General features: G+C 71.5%; 18 protein-coding genes. 12 read left to right on the top strand and 6 right to left on the bottom strand.

Annotated features, from left to right (window positions below; all coding sequences use genetic code 11):
- Window positions 1–6: 6 nt before the first annotated feature.
- Window positions 7–585 carry a class I SAM-dependent methyltransferase gene (locus tag DVS28_RS24860; protein ID WP_114593862.1) on the bottom strand — a complete coding sequence of 193 codons (579 nt, stop codon included), beginning with the start codon at window positions 583–585 and terminating at the stop codon, window positions 7–9.
- A gap of 121 nt (window positions 586–706) precedes the next feature.
- On the opposite strand from DVS28_RS24860, the gene DVS28_RS24855 reads away from it, so the two are divergent.
- Together DVS28_RS24855 and DVS28_RS24850 are read left to right on the top strand one after the other, a co-directional pair.
- A complete protein-coding gene (locus tag DVS28_RS24855; protein WP_164711013.1) occupies window positions 707–3,244 on the top strand; it encodes a cell wall-binding repeat-containing protein in 2,538 nt (845 codons plus the stop codon).
- A 105-nt stretch (window positions 3,245–3,349) separates the two neighbouring features.
- The gene (locus DVS28_RS24850) at window positions 3,350–3,841 is read left to right on the top strand and encodes a hypothetical protein (RefSeq protein ID WP_216826290.1); all 492 of its coding nucleotides are present in this window, start codon (window positions 3,350–3,352) and stop codon (window positions 3,839–3,841) included.
- A 3-nt stretch (window positions 3,842–3,844) separates the two neighbouring features.
- On the opposite strand, the gene DVS28_RS24845 is transcribed toward DVS28_RS24850, so the two are convergent.
- A complete protein-coding gene (locus tag DVS28_RS24845; protein WP_114593859.1) occupies window positions 3,845–4,711 on the bottom strand; it encodes an SDR family oxidoreductase in 867 nt (288 codons plus the stop codon).
- Window positions 4,712–4,849: 138 nt separating this feature from the next.
- Between DVS28_RS24845 and DVS28_RS24840 the strand changes: the two genes are divergently transcribed.
- Genes DVS28_RS24840 through DVS28_RS24810 form a run of 7 tightly spaced genes read left to right on the top strand, consistent with a single transcriptional unit; the run spans window position 4,850 to window position 13,149 of the window.
- Window positions 4,850–5,737 carry a LysM peptidoglycan-binding domain-containing protein gene (locus tag DVS28_RS24840; protein ID WP_114593858.1) on the top strand — a complete coding sequence of 296 codons (888 nt, stop codon included), beginning with the start codon at window positions 4,850–4,852 and terminating at the stop codon, window positions 5,735–5,737.
- On the top strand, window positions 5,734–6,558 hold the full coding sequence (locus tag DVS28_RS24835; RefSeq protein ID WP_164711012.1) for a conjugal transfer protein: 825 nt from the start codon (window positions 5,734–5,736) through the stop codon (window positions 6,556–6,558). The genes DVS28_RS24840 and DVS28_RS24835 overlap by 4 nt, the downstream gene beginning before the upstream one ends.
- A 37-nt stretch (window positions 6,559–6,595) precedes the next feature.
- The gene (locus DVS28_RS24830) at window positions 6,596–6,823 is read left to right on the top strand and encodes a hypothetical protein (protein WP_114593856.1); all 228 of its coding nucleotides are present in this window, start codon (window positions 6,596–6,598) and stop codon (window positions 6,821–6,823) included.
- Window positions 6,820–7,230, top strand: coding sequence for a TcpE family conjugal transfer membrane protein (locus DVS28_RS24825; RefSeq protein ID WP_114593855.1), 411 nt, complete (start codon window positions 6,820–6,822; stop codon window positions 7,228–7,230). The genes DVS28_RS24830 and DVS28_RS24825 overlap by 4 nt, the downstream gene beginning before the upstream one ends.
- Window positions 7,227–9,701 (top strand): ATP-binding protein, encoded by a 2,475-nt coding sequence (locus DVS28_RS24820; RefSeq protein ID WP_114593854.1) that lies wholly within the window; start codon window positions 7,227–7,229, stop codon window positions 9,699–9,701. The genes DVS28_RS24825 and DVS28_RS24820 overlap by 4 nt, the downstream gene beginning before the upstream one ends.
- Window positions 9,698–12,082 carry a hypothetical protein gene (locus DVS28_RS24815; protein ID WP_114593853.1) on the top strand — a complete coding sequence of 795 codons (2,385 nt, stop codon included), beginning with the start codon at window positions 9,698–9,700 and terminating at the stop codon, window positions 12,080–12,082. The genes DVS28_RS24820 and DVS28_RS24815 overlap by 4 nt, the downstream gene beginning before the upstream one ends.
- Window positions 12,079–13,149, top strand: a complete 1,071-nt coding sequence (locus DVS28_RS24810) for a M23 family metallopeptidase (protein WP_114593852.1) — start codon at window positions 12,079–12,081, stop codon at window positions 13,147–13,149. The genes DVS28_RS24815 and DVS28_RS24810 overlap by 4 nt, the downstream gene beginning before the upstream one ends.
- 190 nt (window positions 13,150–13,339) lie before the next feature.
- Here DVS28_RS24810 and DVS28_RS24805 read toward each other — a convergent pair whose 3' ends face one another.
- From DVS28_RS24805 to dnaK, 4 genes are read right to left on the bottom strand one after another with little or no spacing between them, the layout of a single operon-like run.
- A complete protein-coding gene (locus DVS28_RS24805; RefSeq protein WP_114593851.1) occupies window positions 13,340–13,738 on the bottom strand; it encodes a heat shock protein transcriptional repressor HspR in 399 nt (132 codons plus the stop codon).
- Complete coding sequence (gene dnaJ / locus DVS28_RS24800; RefSeq protein WP_114593850.1) at window positions 13,738–14,898, bottom strand: molecular chaperone DnaJ; 1,161 nt, start codon at window positions 14,896–14,898, stop codon at window positions 13,738–13,740. Before dnaJ ends, DVS28_RS24805 begins: the two co-directional genes overlap by 1 nt.
- Window positions 14,899–14,937: 39 nt before the next feature.
- Window positions 14,938–15,606 carry a nucleotide exchange factor GrpE gene (locus DVS28_RS24795; protein ID WP_164711011.1) on the bottom strand — a complete coding sequence of 223 codons (669 nt, stop codon included), beginning with the start codon at window positions 15,604–15,606 and terminating at the stop codon, window positions 14,938–14,940.
- 5 nt (window positions 15,607–15,611) lie between these two features.
- The gene (gene dnaK, locus DVS28_RS24790; RefSeq protein ID WP_114593848.1) at window positions 15,612–17,453 is read right to left on the bottom strand and encodes a molecular chaperone DnaK; all 1,842 of its coding nucleotides are present in this window, start codon (window positions 17,451–17,453) and stop codon (window positions 15,612–15,614) included.
- Between the two features lie 198 nt (window positions 17,454–17,651).
- On the opposite strand from dnaK, the gene DVS28_RS24785 reads away from it, so the two are divergent.
- Genes DVS28_RS24785 through DVS28_RS24775 form a run of 3 tightly spaced genes read left to right on the top strand, consistent with a single transcriptional unit; the run spans window position 17,652 to window position 21,435 of the window.
- Window positions 17,652–20,288 (top strand): PepSY domain-containing protein, encoded by a 2,637-nt coding sequence (locus DVS28_RS24785; RefSeq protein ID WP_114593847.1) that lies wholly within the window; start codon window positions 17,652–17,654, stop codon window positions 20,286–20,288.
- The gene (locus DVS28_RS24780; protein WP_114593846.1) at window positions 20,285–20,872 is read left to right on the top strand and encodes a GNAT family N-acetyltransferase; all 588 of its coding nucleotides are present in this window, start codon (window positions 20,285–20,287) and stop codon (window positions 20,870–20,872) included. The genes DVS28_RS24785 and DVS28_RS24780 overlap by 4 nt, the downstream gene beginning before the upstream one ends.
- A complete protein-coding gene (locus DVS28_RS24775) occupies window positions 20,869–21,435 on the top strand; it encodes a GNAT family N-acetyltransferase (RefSeq protein WP_164711010.1) in 567 nt (188 codons plus the stop codon). Before DVS28_RS24780 ends, DVS28_RS24775 begins: the two co-directional genes overlap by 4 nt.
- The last annotated feature ends 21 nt before the right edge of the window (window positions 21,436–21,456 follow it).

Below are 21,456 nucleotides of genomic sequence, written 5' to 3'. Positions count from 1 at the left end.
GCGAGCCTAGTCCCGGCGGTGCACGCTGACGACGTAGTCGCCGCCGCCGTACGGCTGCCCCTCCCAGGTGGCGAAGTCCTCCAGGGGCTCCAGCCCCGCTGCGGCGCAGTTGGCGTGGTGGGCCTCCAGCGACAGGTGGTCACCGGCCAGCGAGAAGCCGCAGACCAGCGTTCCTCCCGGCGCGACGTGGGCGGCCAGGCGTTCGGTCACCGCCGCCTCCGTCCCCGGGGTCAGGAAGATCATGACGTTGCCCGGCGCGACCACGACATCGAACGTCCGTCCGAGGTCCAGGTCGGCGAGGTCGGCCTCGACCCACTCCACCGCGTCGGACTTGGCCCGTGCCACCTCCAGCATCGACGGGTCGAGGTCCACGCCGACGACCTCCAGCCCGCGGCGCGCCAGCTCGACGGCGACCCTCCCGGTCCCGCAGCCGGCGTCGAGGACGGTGCGGGGGTCGTACACCTGCACCCGGTCGGCCTCGCCGTGCATGTACTGGCCGCGCTCCTCCACCGCGGCCATGCGGGCGTCGTAGTCGGGTCCGCGGGGCACGTTGTCGCGCTTGGCCAGCCATCGGTTCTCGCTCATGCACCCGAGTAGACCTCGTGATCCGCCGGCTGCCGTAACGAGGCGGCAACGCCGATCGTGTCACCATCGACGCCCCGTCACCCCTCCCTCACCGTTCGTCCACCCCCCGGAGACCAACTTCGTGCGTTCGTTCGCCCTCACCGCCCGCCTGCTCACGAGCATCCTCGCCGTCGGCCTGCTCCTGCCCACCGCCGCCGTCGCTCAGGACGACGTGGCCACGGTGATCCGGGAGACCCAGTGGTGCGCTGACCTCGGCCGCAAGCAGCCCGGCGAACCCGCTGACGCGGCCATGGCCGACCACATCGCCGAGTTCTTCGAGGCCAACGGCCTGCAGGTCGAGCGCGAGGAGTTCCACCTGCCGGTCTTCGACGTCGAGGCCACCGCCGCCACGGTCCTCGCGCCGGAGTCCGCCGCCGGTGACGTGCCCGGCGCGACCTCCTTCGCCTATGGCGGGGCCGGCACGGTCGAGGGCGACGTCGTTTACGTCGGGGCCGGACGGGCCCAGGACTACGCGGGTGTGGATGCCGACGGGAAGATCGTCATGGTCGACCGCGACACCACGTTCCACCGCTCCGCCCAGCTCAACGAGATCCTGGCCCAGGGCGGCGTGGCGATGCTCTACGTCTCGGGCGCCCCGGACAACCTCGTCCAGGTCGGTGCCGTGCGCTTCGCCCAGCACCCCCACTCCCCCATCCCCACCGTCACCGTGGGGTCCGACGACGGGGCAGACCTGCAGGCCCTCGCGGAGGAGGGGACCCTGCGGATGCGCCTCACCGTGGACGCCGAGACCAACGACGCGGTCGGCGTGAACGTGCTGGGCACCAAGGTCGGCACCACCTACCCCGACCGGATCGTGATGGTCGGGGGTCACTACGACTCGTGGTTCGACGGCGCAGTCGACAACTGCTCCGCCATCGGCTCGATGCTGCAGATGGTCGAGGCCCTGGCCGACGTCGACCCGGCCTACACCGTGATGTTCGGCGCATGGGACGCCGAGGAGGTGGGGCTGGTGGGCAGCTACGACTGGGTCCGCAACCATCCCGACCTGGTCGCCAACATCGTCGTCAACGAGAACCTCGAGATGACGTCGGCGGCCACGCAGCTCGGCGACACCGAGCTGGACGCCGCGCTGGTCAACCTCATCTTCGGCACGCTCAGCCCCGGCATGAACGCGATCATCGCCACGTCGCTGGCCCAGACCGGGCACGTGGGCGCCCCGATCACGGCACCCCTCATCCGCTCGATCCAGGGTGGGCTGATCCCGACGGACCTCCAGCCCTTCTACACCGCGGGGGTGCAGGGCTTCTCGACCTTCTCCAGCAGCGCGTACTACCACACCCACGAGGACACCACCGAGCACATCCCCGCCGGGTCCCACGAGCGGGTGACCGAGTTCCTGACCCGGTTCCTGCTGGACGTGCAGAACGTGCCGCCGGAGCTGCTGGAGCTGCGCGAGGTCCCGACCGTCACCGTGGACGTGCCCGACCAGCACCCGACGGGTGTGCCGCTTGAGGTCACGATCACCGTCACCCAGCCCACCGGCCAGGCTGCCACCGGGCTCGAGCCCACCGTGCTGGTCAACGAGAACGACCACTGGCCGGTCGTGCGGCAGGACGCCACCGAAGTCGGTGACGGCGTCTACACCACGACCATCGACGGGATGCTGCTGGACGACATCGGCGAGCACTGGCTGACCGTGTCGGTCGACGAGGACCTGTACGCCGCCGAGGGGTACGCCACCGTTGACGTGGTCGAGGGACCCTTCCTCCGGCACGCCGGACACGACCGCGTTTCGACCGCGGCGGCGGTCTCGGGTGTGGCGCTGGACCGCGCTGACACCGTCGTGATCGCCACGGCTGCCACGTTCGCCGACGCCCTTGCCGGTGCGCCGCTCGCGGTGGCCGAGGGGGCGCCGCTGCTGCTGACCGAACCCGATGCGCTGTCGATGGCGACCCAGGCCGAGATCGACCGGCTGGGTGCGACCGACGCCGTGCTGCTGGGAGGGGAGGCGGCGCTGTCGCCGACCGTGGCCGACGACCTCGAGGCGCTGGGGCTGGATGTGGAACGGATCGGCGGGGACACCCGCTACGCCACCGCAGGGCTGATCGCCGACCGGGTGGGGATCGAGGACGCGGCCGTGGTGGCCTCCGGTGAGGTGTTCCCCGACGCCCTGTCGGCCTCGGCCGTTGCGGCGGCCGCTGGCACCCCCGTGCTGCTCTCCCGGGCCGCTGACCTGCCGGAAGAGGTGTCCTCACGCATCGGCGACGGGGTCGAGGTGACGTTGGTCGGCGGCGAGGGCGTGCTGTCGGCGGCGGTGTCCGGGGCGGTCACCGACACCGGCGCGACCGTCGAGCGGATCGCTGGCACGACCCGCTACGGCACGTCGGCGGCCATCGCCGAGGCGGGCCTGGCCGACGGTCTCTCCATGGACGGGGTGTGGCTTGCTACCGGCCGAGGATTCCCCGACGGCCTGGTCGCCGGTGCGGCCGCCGGTCACGCCGGCGTGCCGCTGGTCCTGATCGACGGGCAGGACCCCACCGGCTCACCCGAGACGACCGGGTTGTTCCGCCAGCACGCCGCCGAGATCGGCACGATCCATGTCGCGGGCGGCACCGCGGCGATCAGCGACGCAGTGCTGGCCGCGCTGCTCGACGGCTGAGTCCACGGGCCCACATCGGGCCTGTGGACAACTCGGGACGCCCGGATCCACTCGATGGCAGGATCGCTGGATGAGCGATGGGCCTACAGTAGAGGGGTGGACAAGGTGACCGAACAGGACCTGCGCACGATCGTGCGCGAATTCCGCGCGAGCGTGTCGGACGAGCTGCACGTGCAGCAGCGCCGCATGACCGAGTTCCAGAAGGAGGTCCGAGAGCGGATCACGATGACGGAGACCGCCATCCTGAACACCGTCTCCGACATGGGCCGCGAGATGGACCGGCGCTTCACCTCGCTGGAACGTCATGCCGTCGAGACCGACGCCCGCCTCGACCGCGTCGAGGACGACCTCGGTGCGGTGAAGGATCGGCTCGAGGGTGTGGAGGGTCGGCTCGAGGGTGTGGAGGGTCGGCTCGAGGGTGTGGAGGGTCGGCTCGAGGGTGTGGAGGGTCGGCTCGAGGGTGTGGAGGGTCGACTCGAGGGTGTGGAGGGTCGACTCGAGGGTGTGGAGGGTCGACTCGAGGGTGTGGAGGGTCGACTGGACGGTCTCAGTGACGGGGTGCAGGAGATCCTTCGCCGCCTGCCCCCGTCGCCGTAGCCGTTACTCGGTGCCGAACGGCTTGCCGAGGGGCGCGCCGGTCATGTCGGTGATCTCGCCCCACTTCTCGCCGAGCGCCTCGGGGGTGGGGACCTCGTCGAAGTGCACGCCGTTGGCCTGCGAGAAGTGCACCCGCGCGTACTGACCGGCACCGGCCAGGACGATCCAGCCCGAGTCGGTCATCTCGTCGCTGCCGAGGTGCACGACCAGCGGTGAGACGTACGCCGGGTCGAACTGCTTGAGCATCTCGTCGTTGAACAGGTCCTCGGTCATGCGAGTGGCGGCGATGGGGGCCACGGAGTTGACCTTGATGTTGTACTTGGCGCCCTCCATGGCGAGGGAGTTCATCATCCCGACCATGCCGAGCTTGGCGGCCCCGTAGTTGACCTGTCCGAAGTTGCCGTACAGCCCGGAGGTCGAGGTGGTCATGATGACCTTGCCCGAGGACTGGTCGCGGAAGTGCGGCCAGGCGGCGCGAGTGACGTTGTAGCTGCCGTACAGGTGGACCTTCAGCACCGAGTCCCAGTTGTCCGCCGTCATCTTGTGGAAGGTGCCGTCGCGCAGGATGCCGGCGTTGTTCACGACGACGTCGATCCGGCCGAACGTGTCGAGGGCGGTCTGGATGACAGCGGCGCCGCCCTCCTCGGTGGCCACGTTGTCGTAGTTGGCGACCGCCTCGCCGCCGGCGGCCTTGATCTCCTCGACGACCTGGTCCGCCATCGCGCTGCCTGCGCCGGTGCCGTCGCGCGACCCGCCGAGGTCGTTGATGACCACCTTCGCGCCGCGCGATGCGAACAGCAGGGCGTGCTGGCGGCCCAGCCCTCCGCCTGCTCCGGTGATGGCGACGACGCGTCCTTCGACTCCTGCCATGGCTCTGTGACCTCGCTGGTGTGTTCGGTGAAACGGGGGTTGCGCGGAGGCTACCGCGCAGGACCGTGCGGGTTTTCCACTGCTCTGTGGATCATCGCCATGTACAAGACGGCATAAGAAGGTTTAACGTGCTTCGCGATGACACGACTGCTCGTTCTCCTGATGGTCCAGGTCGCCGCGACCGCATGGCTTGTCGGACTCGCTGCTCCGGAGGTCACCGCGGCCCTGGCCGAGCCGGCGACGTTGGCCGACGCCACCGCGGGGGTGCTGACGCGCCTGCTCCTGCTCGGGGCCACACCCCTGGCCTCGGCGTGGCTGCTGGTCATCACGTTGGTCGACCTCGTGATGGCGGTCCGCGGCGGGGGCGTGCGTCGAGTGGCGCCGCATTGGGTCAGACGGGTGGTGGACCAGGCACTCGGCACGGTCCTGCTCGTCGGCGTGATGGCCGGCCCCGCCACGGCCGTGACGCCTGCCGACCTGCCGATGGCGTTGTCCGAGGTCTCTCCGGACTTCAGCGAGCCCGGTCTCCGGTCGCTGGCGGACCTGTCGGAGGAGGCGGTTGATGCCGACTCGGCGGTGATGGGGACGATCCCGCCGGGGCCGTGGGCGCTGCCCGTCCCGCCGCTGGAGCCACCCGTTCGGCCGACCGACAGCGCACCCGGCCCCACCACCGAACCCGTGCACCCCGACACCGTGGACCCCGCTGTTGACGACGCGACTGGTGAGGGTTCTCCTGCTGCGGGCACTGCTGCTCCGGACACTGCTGATGAGGGCGCGCCTGATGAGGCCGATGCGGGCGCGGATCCGGGGGTCCATGTCGTGGCCCCGGGTGAGAACCTCTGGGTGATCGCGCGGGCGCACCTGCTCGCGGACGGGCAGCCGGCGCCGCGTGACGCGGAGGTTCACGCCTACTGGACGCGGCTCATCCACGACAACCTGTCGACGCTCCGCAGCGGGGACGCGAACCTGATCCACCCCGGTGAGCGCCTGGTGCTGCCATCCACCGCCGAGGCCGCGCAGCCGTGACGCCCCCCGCCCCCGTGCGCATCCTGCAGCTCGGCCTGTGGATCGCCGTCGCCGCCGGCCCGGTCCTCGGGGTGGCCGCGCTCGTCGTGGCCACCAGCGCGGGACGGCAGCAGCCACCACCGGCCGTTCCCGGTGTCGGCGTCACGTCGATGGCCGAGGTCGCGGTCCTGCAGCACCTCGTGGGCGGGACGGTTCCCCCGACTCGGCTGCAGCCCGTGCGCCAGCAGCTGCTGCCGGTCCACGACGTCACCGCGGACGCCTCCACTGCGTTGCCCGGTCCGGGACCCGTGGACGTGGCAGCTGTGACGGCCACCCCCGCCGGACCCGGCCGCTGGGGCGTGACGGTCCTCGTCCTGGGCCGCGACGCGACGGTCGAGGCGTGGCAGGTCACCGTCGCGGAGACGCCGGGCGGCCCGGCCGTCGAAGGGTTGCCCGCGCTGGTCCCGACGCCCCGAGCGGAGGCCCCCGCAGCACTCGCCCTGGATGCGCCGCGGGCCCCCGCCTCCGATGACCCCCTGGCGGCGACGGTCGAGGGGTTCCTTCGTGCCGTGCTGCTCGGGATGGGCGAGGTCGACCGCTGGACCGCAGTCGACGTCGAAGTTCCCGTGCTCGACCACCCCGTCGCCGAGATGACGCTGCGCCGGATCGCCCGGAACCGCGTGTCGACGACCAGCGTCGCGGTCCTGGCCGAGGTCGAGCTGCGTCGCGCCGACGGCAGCGCCCTGCTCGCGCAGTACCCCCTGCTCCTCGCCGAACGGGAGGGCCGGATCGAGGTGGCCCGTGTGCTGCCCGCCCTCCCGCTGGCGCCAACCGGCCCCTGATCCGCATGCCCGCCCACGCAACTCGAGGTGAACCGAATTGATCGACTTCCTCAGCAACATGATCGGTGACGTCAGCGACGTCATCACCGCGGCCATCGCCGCCGCGGCTGCGGTCTACGTCGCCAGCGTCTGGTGGAAGACCAAGGCGCTGGTCCCCACCATGACAGCCATCATCCTGGCGGCGGTGGTCGTCTGGGCTGCCGGCAACGTCGACGTCCTCGAAGGTCGCGTGGCTGCAGACTCCACCGACTGGATGGCGCCATGAGCAGTCCGATGCTGCAGTGCCGCACCTACACCCATGCTCGTCGGTTCCCCATCGTGATCGGCCGCATCGGCGGCTACGCCCTGCCGACCCCGCTGACCCCGACGCAGGTCGTTGCCCTCGTCGGTGTTGCGGCGATCGAGCTGTCCACGCGGCACGTCTGGGCCAGGCTGCCCGGCGCGCTGGACCTGGTCGTGGCCCTCCTGCTGCCCGTTGCCGCTGCCTGGGCCGTCCGACACGCGGTGGTGGAGGGACGGTCGCCCATGCGGTTCGCGGTGGGGGTGCTGACCTACCTGTTGCGTCCCCGACGTGGCTCCCGTGCCGGCCGACCGGTTCGCCCCACACGACCGGTGCTCATCGGTGCCGGCCCGGTCGGCCGCCCAGGGCAACGGCGGGTGCCAGCCGGATGAGGCTTCCTGCCCGTGCCGTTGCCGGCAATCGCCTGTGGACCCATGACGGGGCTGTCTGGGCGGTCTGGAGGGTCGAGCTGCCCAGCTATCCCTTCCTGTCCGACGACGCGAAGCTGGCGCTGCACGGTCGCGTTCGCGCGGCGCTGACGACGCTGCCCCGGCACGCACAGCTGATCGGGGTGCATCGCCGCGTCGGGGCCCGTGAGCTGGGCGAGGCCCTCAGCGGTGGCGTCCGGCCCGACCGGTTGCCCCGGTGGCGAGATTCGGCTGGGCCCGACGCCCGGGCGTTGCTGGCAAGAGGTCCGGTCGAACGCCGGGTCTACATCGCCGCCCGCATCGTCGATCCACACGGCCGGACCCTCGTCGAGAGCGCCATGGCGCTCGTCGGCGACGTGCTCGGGGTCGAGGGGCCCGGGCCGTCACGGATCGATGACCGCACCTCCCGCCGCCGGGCCGAGGAGCTGGGCGCTCGGATGGCCAGGACCATCGGCGTACGGCCAGCGCACTCCGCGGAGATGCGTTGGCTCCATCAGCGGGCCTTCCTGCGGGGGGTCGCCGACCCGACCCCTCCGGCTGCAGGGCATCCAACGGCCGACCAGGTCCCCCGCCCGCTCGCCGGCAGCCTCGGCGACGCCGTCCTGCACGAGGGGGGCACGGCCCACGACCCCGGGCGAGGGCGGCACCGTCGGTACCTGCGCATCGACAACGAGCAGGGCACGTCGTTCCAGACCACCCTCGTCGTCTCGGAGATGCCCCCGGCGTTCGCCTACCCGGGTGGGGGCGAGTGGTTCGCCGTCGCCGACCTCGCCCCGTTCCCGGTCGACTGGGTCGCACGACTCGACGCCGTGCCCAACGCGGCAGCCCAGACCCGTGCCCGCCGTCAGCAGCGCCAGCTGACCGCCCAGGTCGCGGAGTACGACGGCGAGCCCACCGGTCCGCCCGACACCCTCGCCGATGCGTTGCACGGCATCCGCGACGAGCAGTCGGCGCTGGCCGCCAGTCCCGGCGACCCCGAGCTGGAGGTCACGATCGGGTTCACCGTCTGGGGTGAGGACGTCGGGCAGGTCGACGCCCGCGCCTCGCAGCTCGGCGACCTGCTCGAACCCTGGGGCTATGCCGTCCACCGTCCAACCGGTGGGCAGCTCCCGCTGTTCGCCGCCGGACTGCCCGGTGTCCCGGCCCCCGCGGTGTGTCGCGACTACGTGCAGTTCATGTTGCCCCGCGACCTGGCCGCCGGTGCCCCGTTCGCCGGGGCCAGCGTCGGTGATCCTCAGGGCATCCCGATGGGGGTGTCCATCGCGGGTGCGCTGCCGGAGGCCGTCCTCCTGGACCCCGCTCACGGGCCTGCCACGAACCGTTCGGGCTCGCTCGGCGTCTTCGGCGCGCTGGGCAGCGGCAAGTCGTACTTCGTGAAGCGGATGGTGCTGGGCACCGTCGCCCGGGGTGGGCGCGTCGTCACCCTCGACCGCACGACTGCCGGTGAGTACGTCCGCCTGTCCGACGCCGTCGACGGCACCGCGGCGGTGGTCGAGCTGGATCCGTCGGCGCCCGTGGGCATGGACCCGCTGCGTGTCTTCGGTGGGGAGGACCGCGTCCGGGTGGCGCTGGGATTCCTCAGCATCCTGACCCGGACCACCCCCACCGACGTCGACGGCGCCGTGCTCGCCGCGGCCGTTCGTGCCGTTGCGGCGCGGGACGGTCGGCTGGTCGACGTCCTCGATCAGCTGGGCGACTCGGCCGAACCCGAGGCGCGGGTCCTGCGCCGCAAGCTCCAGGCCTATCGCGATCACCCGTTGTCCCAGCTGGTCCTCGCCGACCGGCCGCCGCTGGCGCTGGACGCCGACCTGATCTGCTTCCACGCCCCGGGCCTGGCGTTGCCCGACCGCGACGCCATGCGGCTGGAGCACCTGGCCAAGCAGCTCCTGCCCGAGCAGGTCTTCGGCCAGGCCCTGCTGTACCTGGTCGCGGCCGTCTCACGAACCCTCGTGTTCGCCGACGACCGCTTCGGCGCGGTGCTGGTCGACGAGGCGTGGGCGCTGACGGCCAGCCCACAGGGTCGCCAGCTGCTGCTCGACACCATCCGCGACGGACGCAAGCACAACGCCGCGGTCTGGGTGCTGTCGCAGCACCCGACCGACCTCGGCGAGGACGCGCTGCGGGACCTGCTCGGCATGCGGGCGCTGTTCCGCCAGTCCCGCGGGGCGGCCGCGGCAGCCCTGGAGTTCATGGGGTTGCCGGCCACTGACTCCATGGTCGAGCTGGTCACGGGCGAGCTGGGGACCGGCCAGTGCCTGCTGCGCGACGTCGCCGACCGAGTCGGGCTGGTGCAGGTGCTGCCGCCCGCGGACCCGGCCATCCGGGCCGCGCTGGACACCACCCCGATGGCGCGGGATGCCGACCCGACACCCGATGCATCGTCCCCGCCGGAACGGTTGGCGGCCGCCACGACCGACCCCCCTGTGCTGCGGTGAGACCGGCACCCCGGTCGTGGCTCGTCGCGGCCCTGCTGGCGATGGCGGTGGGGCTGGCCCTGGCCGACCCGGCGGGTGCACAGCCCAGTGCAGCAGACGTCGCCGACGTCCTCGAGGCGATCGAGCGGGAGGATCCGCCCGACCGAGCTGGACAGGACCTGCTCGGTGCGATGTTCGGGGTCCGGGCCGGCGAGGTCCCCCTGTCCCACTACGAGCTCGGCGCGTCGGTCGGGGTCGTCGACCGCATCGTCGCGCTGCAGGCCCGCAGCCTGTTCACCATGGCCCGATGGGTCCTCGCGCTGGGCCTCCATCTCGTCGAGTGGGTCCTCGGGTTCGACCTCGGCCGCATGCTCGTGGACCCAGCCGGCCGGATCGCGGGGGTCTACGCCACTGACGTCGTCGGCGGCCTGCAGCTGATCCACCTGGCCCTGCTCGTCGCCGTCGCACGGGGCGGCTGGCTCTTGCTGCGCCAGCGAGCACACGCCGGTGCGGCCGAGCTCGCCGTGGCGCTCACCATCACGGCCATGGCGACCACGGTGATGGCCCGACCAACGACCGCAGCGTGCGAGGGCCTACGCGTACTCGCCGGGACAACTCGTGCCGTCGTCGAGCTCGGTACCGGCGGGGCCGACCGCGAACCCGGCGTGTGCGGCGAACCACAGGGGTCAGCCCTGCCGACCAGCTTCTCGGCCACGGCGCGCGACACGTTCGTCGTCGATCCCTGGATGACGCTGCAGTGGGGGTCCGTCCCCACCGGTGGGTGTCGCCAGGTCGCCGATGCGCTCGTACGGAAGGGGCCCTGGGGCGATGACGATTTCCCGCGCGACCAGATGGAGGAGGCTGGCTGCGAGGACGAGGCGGTCTTCAACGCGCACATGGGCGTGGACCGGCTCGTCGGGGCGCTTGCCCACCTGCTGGCCTGCTTGGCGTTCGCCGCCGCGGTGGGGATCGTGGCGGTCATGCTGCTGACCGGCCAGGTCGCCGGCGCCCTCCTGGTGATGGTGATGCCCTTCGCCCTGACCGCCGGCATCGCACCCGGCGCCGGTCGCGAGCTGCTGGCCCGCTGGGGGCATGCGGTCCTGAAGGTGGCGGTGCTGTTCCTGGGCTCGGCGGCCCTGCTCGTCCTGATGGTGGAGACGGTCCACGCCCTGCAGGCGGGGATGCAGGACCAGCCGGTGGCGATGCGGATGCTGGCGAGCGCTGCGGCGGCCTGGACGGCCGTCGTGCTGCGCAAGCAGGTGTTCGGGTCGATGCGGTTCGCGGCCCAGAGCGTGGCGGCGAGGGCCGCGGGTCCCGGTGCCGACGTCGGTGCGGTCGGCAACGACCCCGAGCAGCGCATCGGGGGGATCGCCACGCAAGCCGTCGGCGCGGCCGTCGCGCTGAAGACCGGCGGGGCGTCTGCGCTCGCCGCCATGCGTCGGGGTGGCAGCGGCGAGGGCGTCCAGACCGCCGGACGTGGTCAACGACTGCTGATCGCCGCCGCAGCCGCACGCACGTCGACGACCACCGTGGCGGCAGCCGGAGCGGTCCGAAGTGCGCCTCCAGCCGCCACGACCGGGCCCACGACCTCCCCTCCGGCGCGCACGACCGCGACAACGGCAGGCGCCGCGATCACGGCAGGGGCCCCGAGGAACGCGCTGCCATCGACAACGGCTGCCACCCCCACGGCTGCTGGGTCGGCACCGGCCCCGGGCGGGACAGGGGGGCCTCGCGAGCTGTCGCCACCCGTCGACGCACGTGGGCGGGCCGTCCCCGAACCCGTGGCGCACGGCAACGGCACGGGTGGGTTCCTCCCTGTCGCGGTCACACCATCCCTGCCCAGCCGCATTCTCCTTCCGGCAAGGATGAGCTCGGAGGCGGGGGCAGGCTCGCAGGCAGGGGTGAGGGGCGCCGGCGTTCCACGTGGCACCGCCACAGGAGCGGTCGCCGGCCTCGCTGCGCGCAGATCCACCTCCAGCCAGGCCTGGATGGTCGCGGCGCTCGACGGGTCGACGGCGAGCCGCCGCCCCGACAGGCCAACGGACACCACCGGTCGGCCGGCCGCGACCCGATCCCCCGGGGCCGCCTGGTCGGGGGTACCCGTCCGCATGCTGCCCGAGCGGGGAGGCGGATGGGACGTGGAGGGCATGGGCCTGGAGCGTTCCCTGGCCCTTGCCTTCGAGAGCCCAGCGGCCCTCGGTTCGGGCGAACCCGGTGCGGGAGCGGATCGTCGACCGGTGGACGCTCCGGACCAGCCGCGAGGGCCCCGTGCCGGCTCGACGCCGCCGGCCAGCCGGGCCGCGGAGATGGGGCAACGAGCCGCAGCAGCCACGACGCCGGACGCACCCGATCCCCGGGGGCCGTCCACTCGTCGACTCGGGCGACCCGGAGGCGACCGGTGAAGGCGCTGCTGGCCGCGGGGCTGCCCGTGCTGGGTGTGCTGGCGATGCCGATCCTCTTCATCGGCGTCGACGACGCCAGCGGTGGCGGCCTCCGACATCCAGACATCCCGGCGGTGGCGTTGCAGGCCTACGTCGATGCGGCCGCGGCCGCCGCCGAAGTCGAGCCGCCCTGCGCGATCAGCTGGTCACTCCTCGCCGCCATCGGCAAGGTCGAGAGCGACCACGGACGACACGGCAGCAGCCAGCTGGACCCTGCCGGTCGCGCGACTCCACCCATCATCGGCATCCCGCTGGACGGCACCAACAACACCGCGGCGATCCGTGACACCGACGGCGGGCAGCTCGACGGTGACCCCGTGTGGGACCGAGCGGTCGGACCGATGCAGTTCATCCCGAGTACCTGGTCGAGATGGGGGCGCGACGGCGACGGCGACGACCGGGCCGACCCGCAGGACATCCACGACGTCGCCCGGTCAGCCGCGGCCTACCTGTGCCACTCCTCCCTCGACCTGACCGACGCCTCCGAGGCTCGAGCGGCGGTGCTGTCCTACAACCGCAGCAGCGCCTACGTCGACGAGGTCCTGGCCATCGCCGCGACCTACCTGGCCGAGGCCACGCACCTGACCGACACCCTGTTCCCGGGCAGCGGACCCATCGGCTGTCCAGTGGTGGCGCCGGTCACCTTCATCGACTCCTGGCACTTCCCGCGGCCCGGCGGTCGCGTGCACCTGGGGCAGGACATGTTCGCCGCCGAGGGCCAGCCGCTGGTCGCCCTTGCCGACGGCACGATCGAGGAGGTGCGATCGGGCGCGGGGCTCGGCGGCAACATCATCTGGTTGCGGACCGATGACGGGCAGGCCTGGTACTACGCCCACCTGTCGGCCTTCGCCCGCTCGGCGGTACCGGGTCGCGAGGTCGAACGTGGTGAGGTCATCGGCTTCGTCGGTCGGACCGGCAACGCGGTCGACACACCCCCTCACCTGCACATCCAGTGGCGACCCGCCGGCCGACACGGCACGGACACCAACCCCTACCCCCTCCTGGCCGCGGCCTGCCCGGGCCACTGAGCGCACCCGGCGCAGGGTGCCCGACGCGATGTGCGGGTCGGCCCCGCGGCGCTGGGGTGCCCGACGATGTGCAGGTCGGCCGCCGTGTTGGCCAACCTGCACGAGACCACGGACGAGTTGGTCAGCTCGGCCCGTATCCCGGCCGAGCTGCACAGTTCAGGGCTCCCTGGTGGGCCCGTGCCCCCATGGGTCAGCGGCGGCGGGATCCGCGGTGGCGTTCGATCTGCGGCGGCCGGTACAGCACGATCTCCGAGCGGGACGAGTCCTGGATGGCTCGAAGTGTCCGGGTCGCCTCGACGCGGACCTGCCGGACCTCTTCCTGCGCCTCGGCGAGCTTGGCCTCCATCTGCTCCAGCCGGTCCTCCAGCGCCAGGATCCGCAGGACGCCGGCCAGGTTGACGCCATCGCCCTGGGTCAGCTCCTGGATCAGCTGCACCCGCTCGACGTCACGTGCGGAGTACCGCCGGGTCCCGCCCGACGTCCGGGCGGGCTTGATCAGCCCGCGCCGCTCGTAGGTGCGCAGGGTCTGGGGGTGCACACCGGCCAACTCCGCGGCCACGGAGATGATGTACACGGCACGTTCGCGCATCAGCTGCTCCCGCCCGTCAGCATCTCGTCGAGGTGGGCGCGGGGGTTGGAGTCGTCCATGGCGGCGAACTCCTCCACCAGCTTCTTCTGGGTCTTGGTCAGCTTGGGCGGCACGGTGACCTGGACGGTGACCAGCAGGTCGCCGAACCCGCCGCTGTCCCTGGGGGCCCCGCGGCCACGGACACGCATGGTCCGGCCCGACTCGGTGCCCGCGGGGATCTTGAGCGTCACCGGCCCGTCGAGGGTCGGTACGGTCACCTTCCCCCCGAGGGCCGCCTCGGCGAACGTCACCGGCAGCGTCATCGTCAGGTGATCGCCCTTGCGGCGCATCACCGGGTGATCGGCGACGTGGACCTTGACGTACAGGTCGCCGGCCTTGCCGCCGCCGCGACCTGCCTCGCCCTTGCCCTTCAGCCGGATGGTCTGGCCGTCGCTGACGCCGGCCGGCACACGGACCCGAAGGGTGCGGGCGCGTTCCTCCACACCGCTGGCGTGGCAGTTGGTGCACGGGTCGGTGATCAGCTCGCCACGGCCGCCACAGTTGCTGCACGGCTGGCTGAAGCTGAACATGCCCTGGTTCTGGTCCTGCATGCCGCTGCCGTTGCAGCGGGGGCACTGCACCGGTCGGGTGCCCGGCTTGGAGCCGGTGCCCTTGCAGACCTGGCACACGGCCGTTCCCATGACCCGGAGGGTGACCTCAGCGCCGGCGAGGGCGTCCTCGAAGGAGAGGGTCACCTCGGCGCGACGGTCCTCACCCTTGCGGGCGGCCGTCTGGGTCCGGCGAGCGCCGCCGAACCCGCCGGGGGCCGACGCGCCGTCGCCGAAGATGCTGCCGAGCAGGTCGTTGAGGTCGAAGTTGGCCTGCCCGCCGGCACCGCCGGGGAACCCGCCGCGCATGCCGCCCAACCCGCCGATGCCGCCGGACGCGGCCAGCTCGCGGATGTGGTCGTACTCCTGCCGCTTCTTGGGGTCCGACAGCACCTCGTTGGCTTCCGAGGCGGCCTTGAAGCGCTCCTCGGCCTTGGGGTCGTCGGGGTTGGCGTCGGGGTGGTTGGTACGCGCAGCCTTGCGGTAGGCCTTCTTGATCTCATCGATGCTGGCGGTCTTCGACACGCCGAGCACCTTGTAGAAGTCCTTCTCCAGCCAGTCAGCCTGTGACACGGTTCACCTCCTCGTCGTTCGTCCGGGTCGGGGCACTCCTCAGCCCACGACCTTGACCGAGGCGGCGCGAAGCAGCTGGCCCTTGAAGCGGTAGCCCGTGCGGAGGACCTCCACGACCTCGGGGTGGTCGCGCTCCTCGCCGTCCTCCTCGTGCATCAGCGCCTCGTGGTGGGCGGGGTCGAAGTCGGCACCCGTACCGGGCACCTCCTCCAGGCCGGCGTCGGCCAGCGCCTGCAGCAGCTGGCCGTGGACCAGCTCCACACCCTTGGCCAGCTGGGTGTCCTCCGACACCGCAGCGGCCTGCAGGGCGAAGCCGAAGTTGTCCAGCACGTCCAGCAGCCGCTCGACCAGCGAGGCGGCACCGCGGTCGCGGGCCTCGGCGACCTCGCGCTGGCGGCGCTTGTTGAGGTTGTCGAAGTCGGCCCGCGCGCGGAGCATCTGGTCGGTCAGCTCGTCCCGTTCGGTGACGACCTGGGCGATCTCCTCCGGGGTCAGCGACGGCGGGCCGTCGACGTCGGCAGCATCGCTGTCGATCGTCGCCTCCGACACGTCGTGCAGGCCCTCGGGGTGGTGTTCGGGTGCGGTCTCGGCGCCCAGCGCAGCCTCACCGGCAGGGGTGGCCGGGTCGGCGCCGGGGTTGCCCTCGCCGGAGGGCCCCGAAGAATCCGGGGCCTCGGGCGTGGGGTCGGTGGTGGCGTCGTCGGTCACGCGAATCAGGCGTCCTCGTCGGTGTCGGGCTCGTCGACGACCTCGGCGTCGACGATCTCGTCGTCGTCCTCCTCGGCCGGGCCACCGGCGCTCGGGGCGCCCTGGTCGGCACCGGCCGCGTACAGGGCCTGGCCGATCTCCTGGCTGACGCGCATCAGGTTGTCCGATGCGTCCTTCACCTTCTCGGTGTCCTCGCCCTCGAGGGCCGTTCGCAGGTCGGTCTGCGCCTGCTCCAGGTTGGCCTTCATCGTGGCGTCGATCTTGTCGTCGTTGTCCTTGACCAGCGACTCGGTCTGGAACAGCAGGCTGTCGGCGGTGTTGCGGATCTCCGCAGCCTCCTTGGCCTTGCGGTCCTCCTCGGCGTACTGCTCGGCGTCACGGACCATGCGGTCGATGTCCTCGCGGGGCAGCGCGGACTGACCGGAGATGGTCATCGACTGCTCCTTGCCGGTGGCCTTGTCGACCGCCGACACGTGCACGATGCCGTTGACGTCGATGTCGAAGGCGACCTCGATCTGCGGCACACCACGCGGCGCCGGCGGGATGCCCGTCAGCTGGAACTTGCCCAGGGTGTTGTTGTACTGGGCCATCTCCCGCTCGCCCTGCAGGACGTGGATCTCGACCTGCGGCTGGCTGTCGGCCGCCGTGGTGAAGATCTCCGACTTGCGGGTCGGGATCGTGGTGTTGCGCTCGATCAGGGTCGTCATGACCCCGCCCTTGGTCTCGATGCCGAGCGACAGCGGGGTGACGTCGAGCAGGACGACGCCGCCGCCGACCTCCTTGTTGATGATGCCTGCCTGCAGCACGGCACCGGTGGCGACGACCTCGTCGGGGTTGACGCCCTGGTGCGGGTCCTTGCCGCCGGTCAGCTCGCGGACGAGCTCGAGCACGGCGGGCATGCGGGTGGAACCACCGACGAGGATGACGTAGTCGATGTCGGCAGCGGTGATGCCAGCGTCCTTGATGGCCTGCTCGAACGGCGACCGGGTGCGGTTCAGCAGGTCAGCGGTCATCTTCTGGAACTGCGCCCGGGTGAGGGTCTGCTCCAGGTGCAGCGGCTGCCCGTCGCGGGCGGTGATGAAGGGCAGGTTGATCTGCGTGTCCTGGGTGGTGGACAGCTCCTTCTTGGCCTTCTCCGCCGCTTCCTTGAGGCGCTGGATGGCCATCTTGTCCTGCGACAGGTCGATGCCGTAGTTGTTCTTGAACTCCGTCACCATCCAGTCCATGACGGCCTGGTCCCAGTCGTCGCCACCCAGGCGGGTGTCACCGCTGGTGGACTTGACCTCGAAGTAGCCCTCCTCGATGTCGAGGACCGACACGTCGAAGGTGCCGCCGCCGAGGTCGTAGACCAGCACGGTCTGTTCCTCGTCGCGCTCGAGGCCGTAGGCCAGCGCCGCCGCGGTGGGCTCGTTGATGATGCGCAGGACGTTGAGGCCTGCGATCTCGCCGGCCTCCTTGGTGGCCTGGCGCTCGGCGTCACCGAAGTACGCCGGGACGGTGATGACCGCGTCGGTCACGTCCTCGCCCAGGTACGCCTCGGCGTCACGCTTCAGCTTCATCAGGATGCGCGCGGAGATCTCCTGCGCGGTGTAGGACTTCCCGTCCACCTCAGTCGACCAGTCAGTGCCCATGTGGCGCTTGACGGACGTGAGGGTCCGGTCGGGGTTGGTCACGGCCTGGCGCTTGGCGACCTCGCCCACCAGCGCCTCGCCACCCTTGGAGAAGCCGACGACCGACGGGGTCGTCCGTGCGCCTTCTGCGTTGGCGATGACGGTGGGTTCACCACCCTCCAGGACCGCGACGACCGAGTTGGTCGTCCCCAGGTCGATGCCGACAGCCTTGCCCATGTCTGTACTCCTGTGTGTTGATCGGTTCAGGTTGATCTCGAGCGACAGCCTATCGACGCGCCGCAACTGCTGCAAAGAAATCTGAGTGCATAGGACTCAGGTTTGACGGGAGTCTCGTCCCGCGCAGTTGTGACGGGAGGACAACACCTTCGACTTGCCCCTCCCGCCCCCGCCAGCGGTGGTGCAGAATCCGCCTCCATGCGCTCGTTGTCCTCGTCTCGATTCCGTCTGCTGGTCGGCATGGTGCTGTTGGCGCTGGTCGCGGCCGCGTGCACGGGCGGGGACGACGACCCGGTTCCGGACCCGTCGGCCAGCGAGGGGGCTGCGCCCGGGGGCGAGGAGTCGGCCGAGCTGGAGATCCCGGTCCTCGAGGGCGCCGAGATCGACGTCGAACCGGCCATCATCGACGCGGTCACCACCTGGATCGACGAGGAGTCCGGGCTGACGGAGATGCTCAAGGAGGAGCTGGTGCTGGCGTCGGCCTCGATGACCCGCGACGTGCACCACCTGACCTACGAGCAGCAGCACGGCGGCGTCGCCGTCCGTGGCGCCCAGCTGGTCGTGCACGTCCGTGACACCGGTGAGGTGCTGGCGGCCAGCCAGTCGCTGTCCACCACGCTGCCCGGCGAGGGCACCACGGAGGAGCTGACCCAGGACGAGGCTCGGGAGATCGCCGTGAAGGCCATCACCGGCACGATCATCGGTGAGCCCGAGGTGCTCTCGACCTGGCTGGAGGACGGCCCCGAGCTGCGGCTCGGCTGGGAGGTGCGCATCAGCACCGAGGAGCGGGTCGACTACTCCGTCGTCGTCGACGCCACGACCGGTGACGTGCTCAGCGTCGACCAGCTGTCCTCGACCCAGCAGTCGGACGCATCCGGTGAGGGGTCGGCGGTCGACGGTGCGGAGGTGGCACAAGCGGGGGGTTGTGCCGCCCCTGCACCGCCGAGCGCCTGCATCTTCGTCGTCGACCCGATCTTCGCGGCAGGGACGCCCGCCATCACCGCTGCGGAGGCCAACCGGACCCTGGTCGGGGTGCCGCTGGCGAACCTGACCGATCCGACGGACGGCAACCTGGTGGGTCGCTACGTGCAGGTCTTTCCGGACGTGCGCCCCGACTACATCGATCCCGACAACGTCTTCGGGGAGGGCGGTCGGGGTGGTCAGGACCCCACGTTCGAGGGCGGGATGGTCTACTACTGGATCGACTACACCCAGCAGCTGATGCAGTCGTTGGGCTACGACTACCACGGCGACGATCCGGTCGATGTCATCCCGATCGACCCCACGTTCACCGACAACGCCGCCTACCTGCCGATCTTCGACCTCATCGTGATGGGCACCACGAGCAACGGGGCGATCACCCTTGCCGAGGATGCGCAGGTGGTCGTGCACGAGTACGGGCACGCGGTCGTGGAGTCCGTCGTCCCCAACATCCTCGGAGCCGAGGGCGGGGCGTTCAACGAGGGCTTCGCCGACCTCCTGATGATCTTCACGACGCTGGAGTTCCGCAACGGCGACATCGGCTGCCTGTCGGCCTGGTTCGGCCGTGAGCTGGGCCTGCCCGGCGGCTGCATTCGACGGATCGACACCGACAAGATCTATCCCCAGGACCTCCTCGCCGAGGTCCACCTGGACGGCGAGATCTACACCGGCGCGGTGTGGGACGTCTTCACCGCGATGCTGCAGCGCGACGCGGGGCTCGTGCCCGAGGACTGCCAGGACCGGGCGGCCAACCCGTGCGACGCGGTGCGCGACGAGGTGCTGGGCATCCTGCTCGGCAGCCTGCCGTTCCTCACCCCGCAGGTGACGCTCAACGACGCGGCAGCCGCGATGGCGCTGAGCGACGAGATCTTCTACGGCGGACGCAACGCCGACCTGATCAGCCAGGTGATGGGCCAGCACGGCCTGGACACCACCAGCAACCCCAGCGTGATGATGGCCTCGGGGCCCATGGAGCTGATGGCCGAGGAACGGTCAGCGTCCCAGGTCGCGCTCAAGATCATCCACGAGAACCGTGGGGACCTGGCCGTGGAGCTGCAGGTCGTCGACGCCTCGGGCGAACCGTTGTGCCTCTCGACGTTCCTGACGCCGGACACGGCCGACACCGCCGACAACGTGACCGGCCGCTACGACCTGGCGGGGTCGACCTGCGAGGCGTTCCTGCCGCCCGGCCCGAACCAGGTGTTCCAGCTCGTGGTCGTCGACATCGCCGCCGGCGCGCTCGGCGAGCTGTTCCAGTTCAACGTCTTCCACGATGGCGTTGAGTACCGGGCCAGCGGGCTGCCACAGGCCATCCCCGACGCCGACGGGCGGGGCATCGTGGTCACCATCCCCGACACCGACATCGGCGCCGTGCCGATGGCCGACCCCCAACCGCCCGCGCCGGCACCCGCCCCGCCGGCGCCCGCCCCCGCGCCGCCGGCTCCCGCACCTCCGCCGGCTCCCGCACCCGCGCCGGCCCCGGCCCCGCCGGCAGGGGCCGTGGAGGCCGACATCGCCATCAGCCACACCTACGTCGGCGACCTCGACGTGGTGGTCGGGGTGCTCGACGCAACCGGCAACGCCATCTGTGCGGTCGAGGTCCTGCGGTCCGACCCCTCCGATGCCTCCTCGGACTTCACGGGCACCTTCGACGTCAGCGCCTGCGCGGCGAACTACCCGCCCGGCCCGTCCAACATCTGGGCGCTGGTGGCCATCGACAACGCCGCCATCGACGTGGGCACGATCACCCAGTTCACCCTCCGCGGCCCGGACGGGATCACCCGTCAGGGCCACGTCCCCGTCCAGATCCCCGACAACGACCCGAACGGCGCCCTGGTCCTCCTGAACCCATGACCGTCGACCCGACCTGGCTCGTGTCACGGCCACCGGCGGTGGTCGAATCAGGGGGGATCGTCCTCGCCCGCGCTGCCGAGGCGCACGTCGACGGGTTGACCGCGGCGATCCAGACGTCGTTACCGGAGCTGATGCGGTGGTTGACCTGGCCCTTCGACGGGTTCGGCCGCGACGACACACGCGAGTGGCTGCGGCACGCCGACGAGGACTGGGCGGCCGGCCGCGACTTCGCCTACACCATCCTCGACGGCACCGCGGTGGTTGGGTCGACGGGGTACACCAACCGCGTCGGGCCCGGCTGGCTGGAGCTCGGGACGTGGGTCAGGACCTCGCGCGCCGGTGAGGGCTTCGCCCGCCGCACCACCGGCATGCTGGTCGACATCGCACGCGACCACCTGCCGGAGGTCGACGGCCTCGTGATCCACCATGACGTTGCCCACGGCGCCAGCAGCGCCGTGGCCCGGGCCACGGGGTTCACCCGTGTCGCCGAGGTCGACCCAGGGCCCGACCGGCCGTTCCAGCAGACCCGGGAGGCCGTCTGGCGGCTGCACCTCCGCCGAACCCCACCAGAAGGCAACCAGTGACGACGCACCCTGTGACCTGGCTCGAGTCACGACCCCCCGAACGCATCGCCGGGGACGGCGTCGTGCTGCAGCGGGCCCACGCCGACCACATCGACGGGCTCGTCGAGGCCGTTCAGGAGTCCCTGCCCGAGCTGCAGCGGTGGATGCCCTGGGCCATCGACGACTACGGCCCCGCCGAAGCCCGGGAGTGGCAGCAGGGCTGCGACGACCAGTGGCCCGCGGGCGGCGGGTTCGCCTACGTGATCCTCGAGGACGACCGGATCGTCGGCACCGTCGGGCTGATCAACCGGCTGGAACCCGGCTGGCTCGAGATCGGCTACTGGGTCCGCACGCCCTCCACGGGCAAGCGCCTGGCGCGGCGGGCCACAGCGGCCCTCATCGAGGCGACACGCACCCACCTGCCCGAGGTCGAGGGCGTCGCCATCCACCACGCCGTGGGCAACGACGCCAGCCGATCGGTCCCGATCGGCCTGGACTTCGTCTACGTGGGCGAGTCCGAGCCCACCCCGGACCGACCCTTCCAGCAGGTCACCGAAGCCGTCTGGCGCCTGCCGCTCCTCTGACCGACACCCAGCGCGGCGAGG

The sequence above is a fragment of the Euzebya pacifica genome, from assembly GCF_003344865.1.
Classification (GTDB): domain Bacteria; phylum Actinomycetota; class Nitriliruptoria; order Euzebyales; family Euzebyaceae; genus Euzebya; species Euzebya pacifica.
This window is presented reverse-complemented; position numbering and strand designations above follow the sequence as displayed.

Bases quoted from the DNA above. Each gene is read 5' to 3' on its own strand.
- DVS28_RS24780 (WP_114593846.1), top strand. From the start codon at position 20,285: ATGACCGTCGACCCGACCTGGCTCGTGTCACGGCCACCGGCGGTGGTC.
- DVS28_RS24785 (WP_114593847.1), top strand. From the start codon at position 17,652: ATGCGCTCGTTGTCCTCGTCTCGATTCCGTCTGCTGGTCGGCATGGTG.
- DVS28_RS24845 (WP_114593859.1), bottom strand. From the start codon at position 4,711: ATGGCAGGAGTCGAAGGACGCGTCGTCGCCATCACCGGAGCAGGCGGA.
- DVS28_RS24825 (WP_114593855.1), top strand. From the start codon at position 6,820: ATGAGCAGTCCGATGCTGCAGTGCCGCACCTACACCCATGCTCGTCGG.
- DVS28_RS24805 (WP_114593851.1), bottom strand. From the start codon at position 13,738: ATGCGCGAACGTGCCGTGTACATCATCTCCGTGGCCGCGGAGTTGGCC.
- DVS28_RS24840 (WP_114593858.1), top strand. From the start codon at position 4,850: ATGACACGACTGCTCGTTCTCCTGATGGTCCAGGTCGCCGCGACCGCA.
- DVS28_RS24820 (WP_114593854.1), top strand. From the start codon at position 7,227: ATGAGGCTTCCTGCCCGTGCCGTTGCCGGCAATCGCCTGTGGACCCAT.
- DVS28_RS24860 (WP_114593862.1), bottom strand. From the start codon at position 585: ATGAGCGAGAACCGATGGCTGGCCAAGCGCGACAACGTGCCCCGCGGA.
- dnaK (WP_114593848.1), bottom strand. From the start codon at position 17,453: ATGGGCAAGGCTGTCGGCATCGACCTGGGGACGACCAACTCGGTCGTC.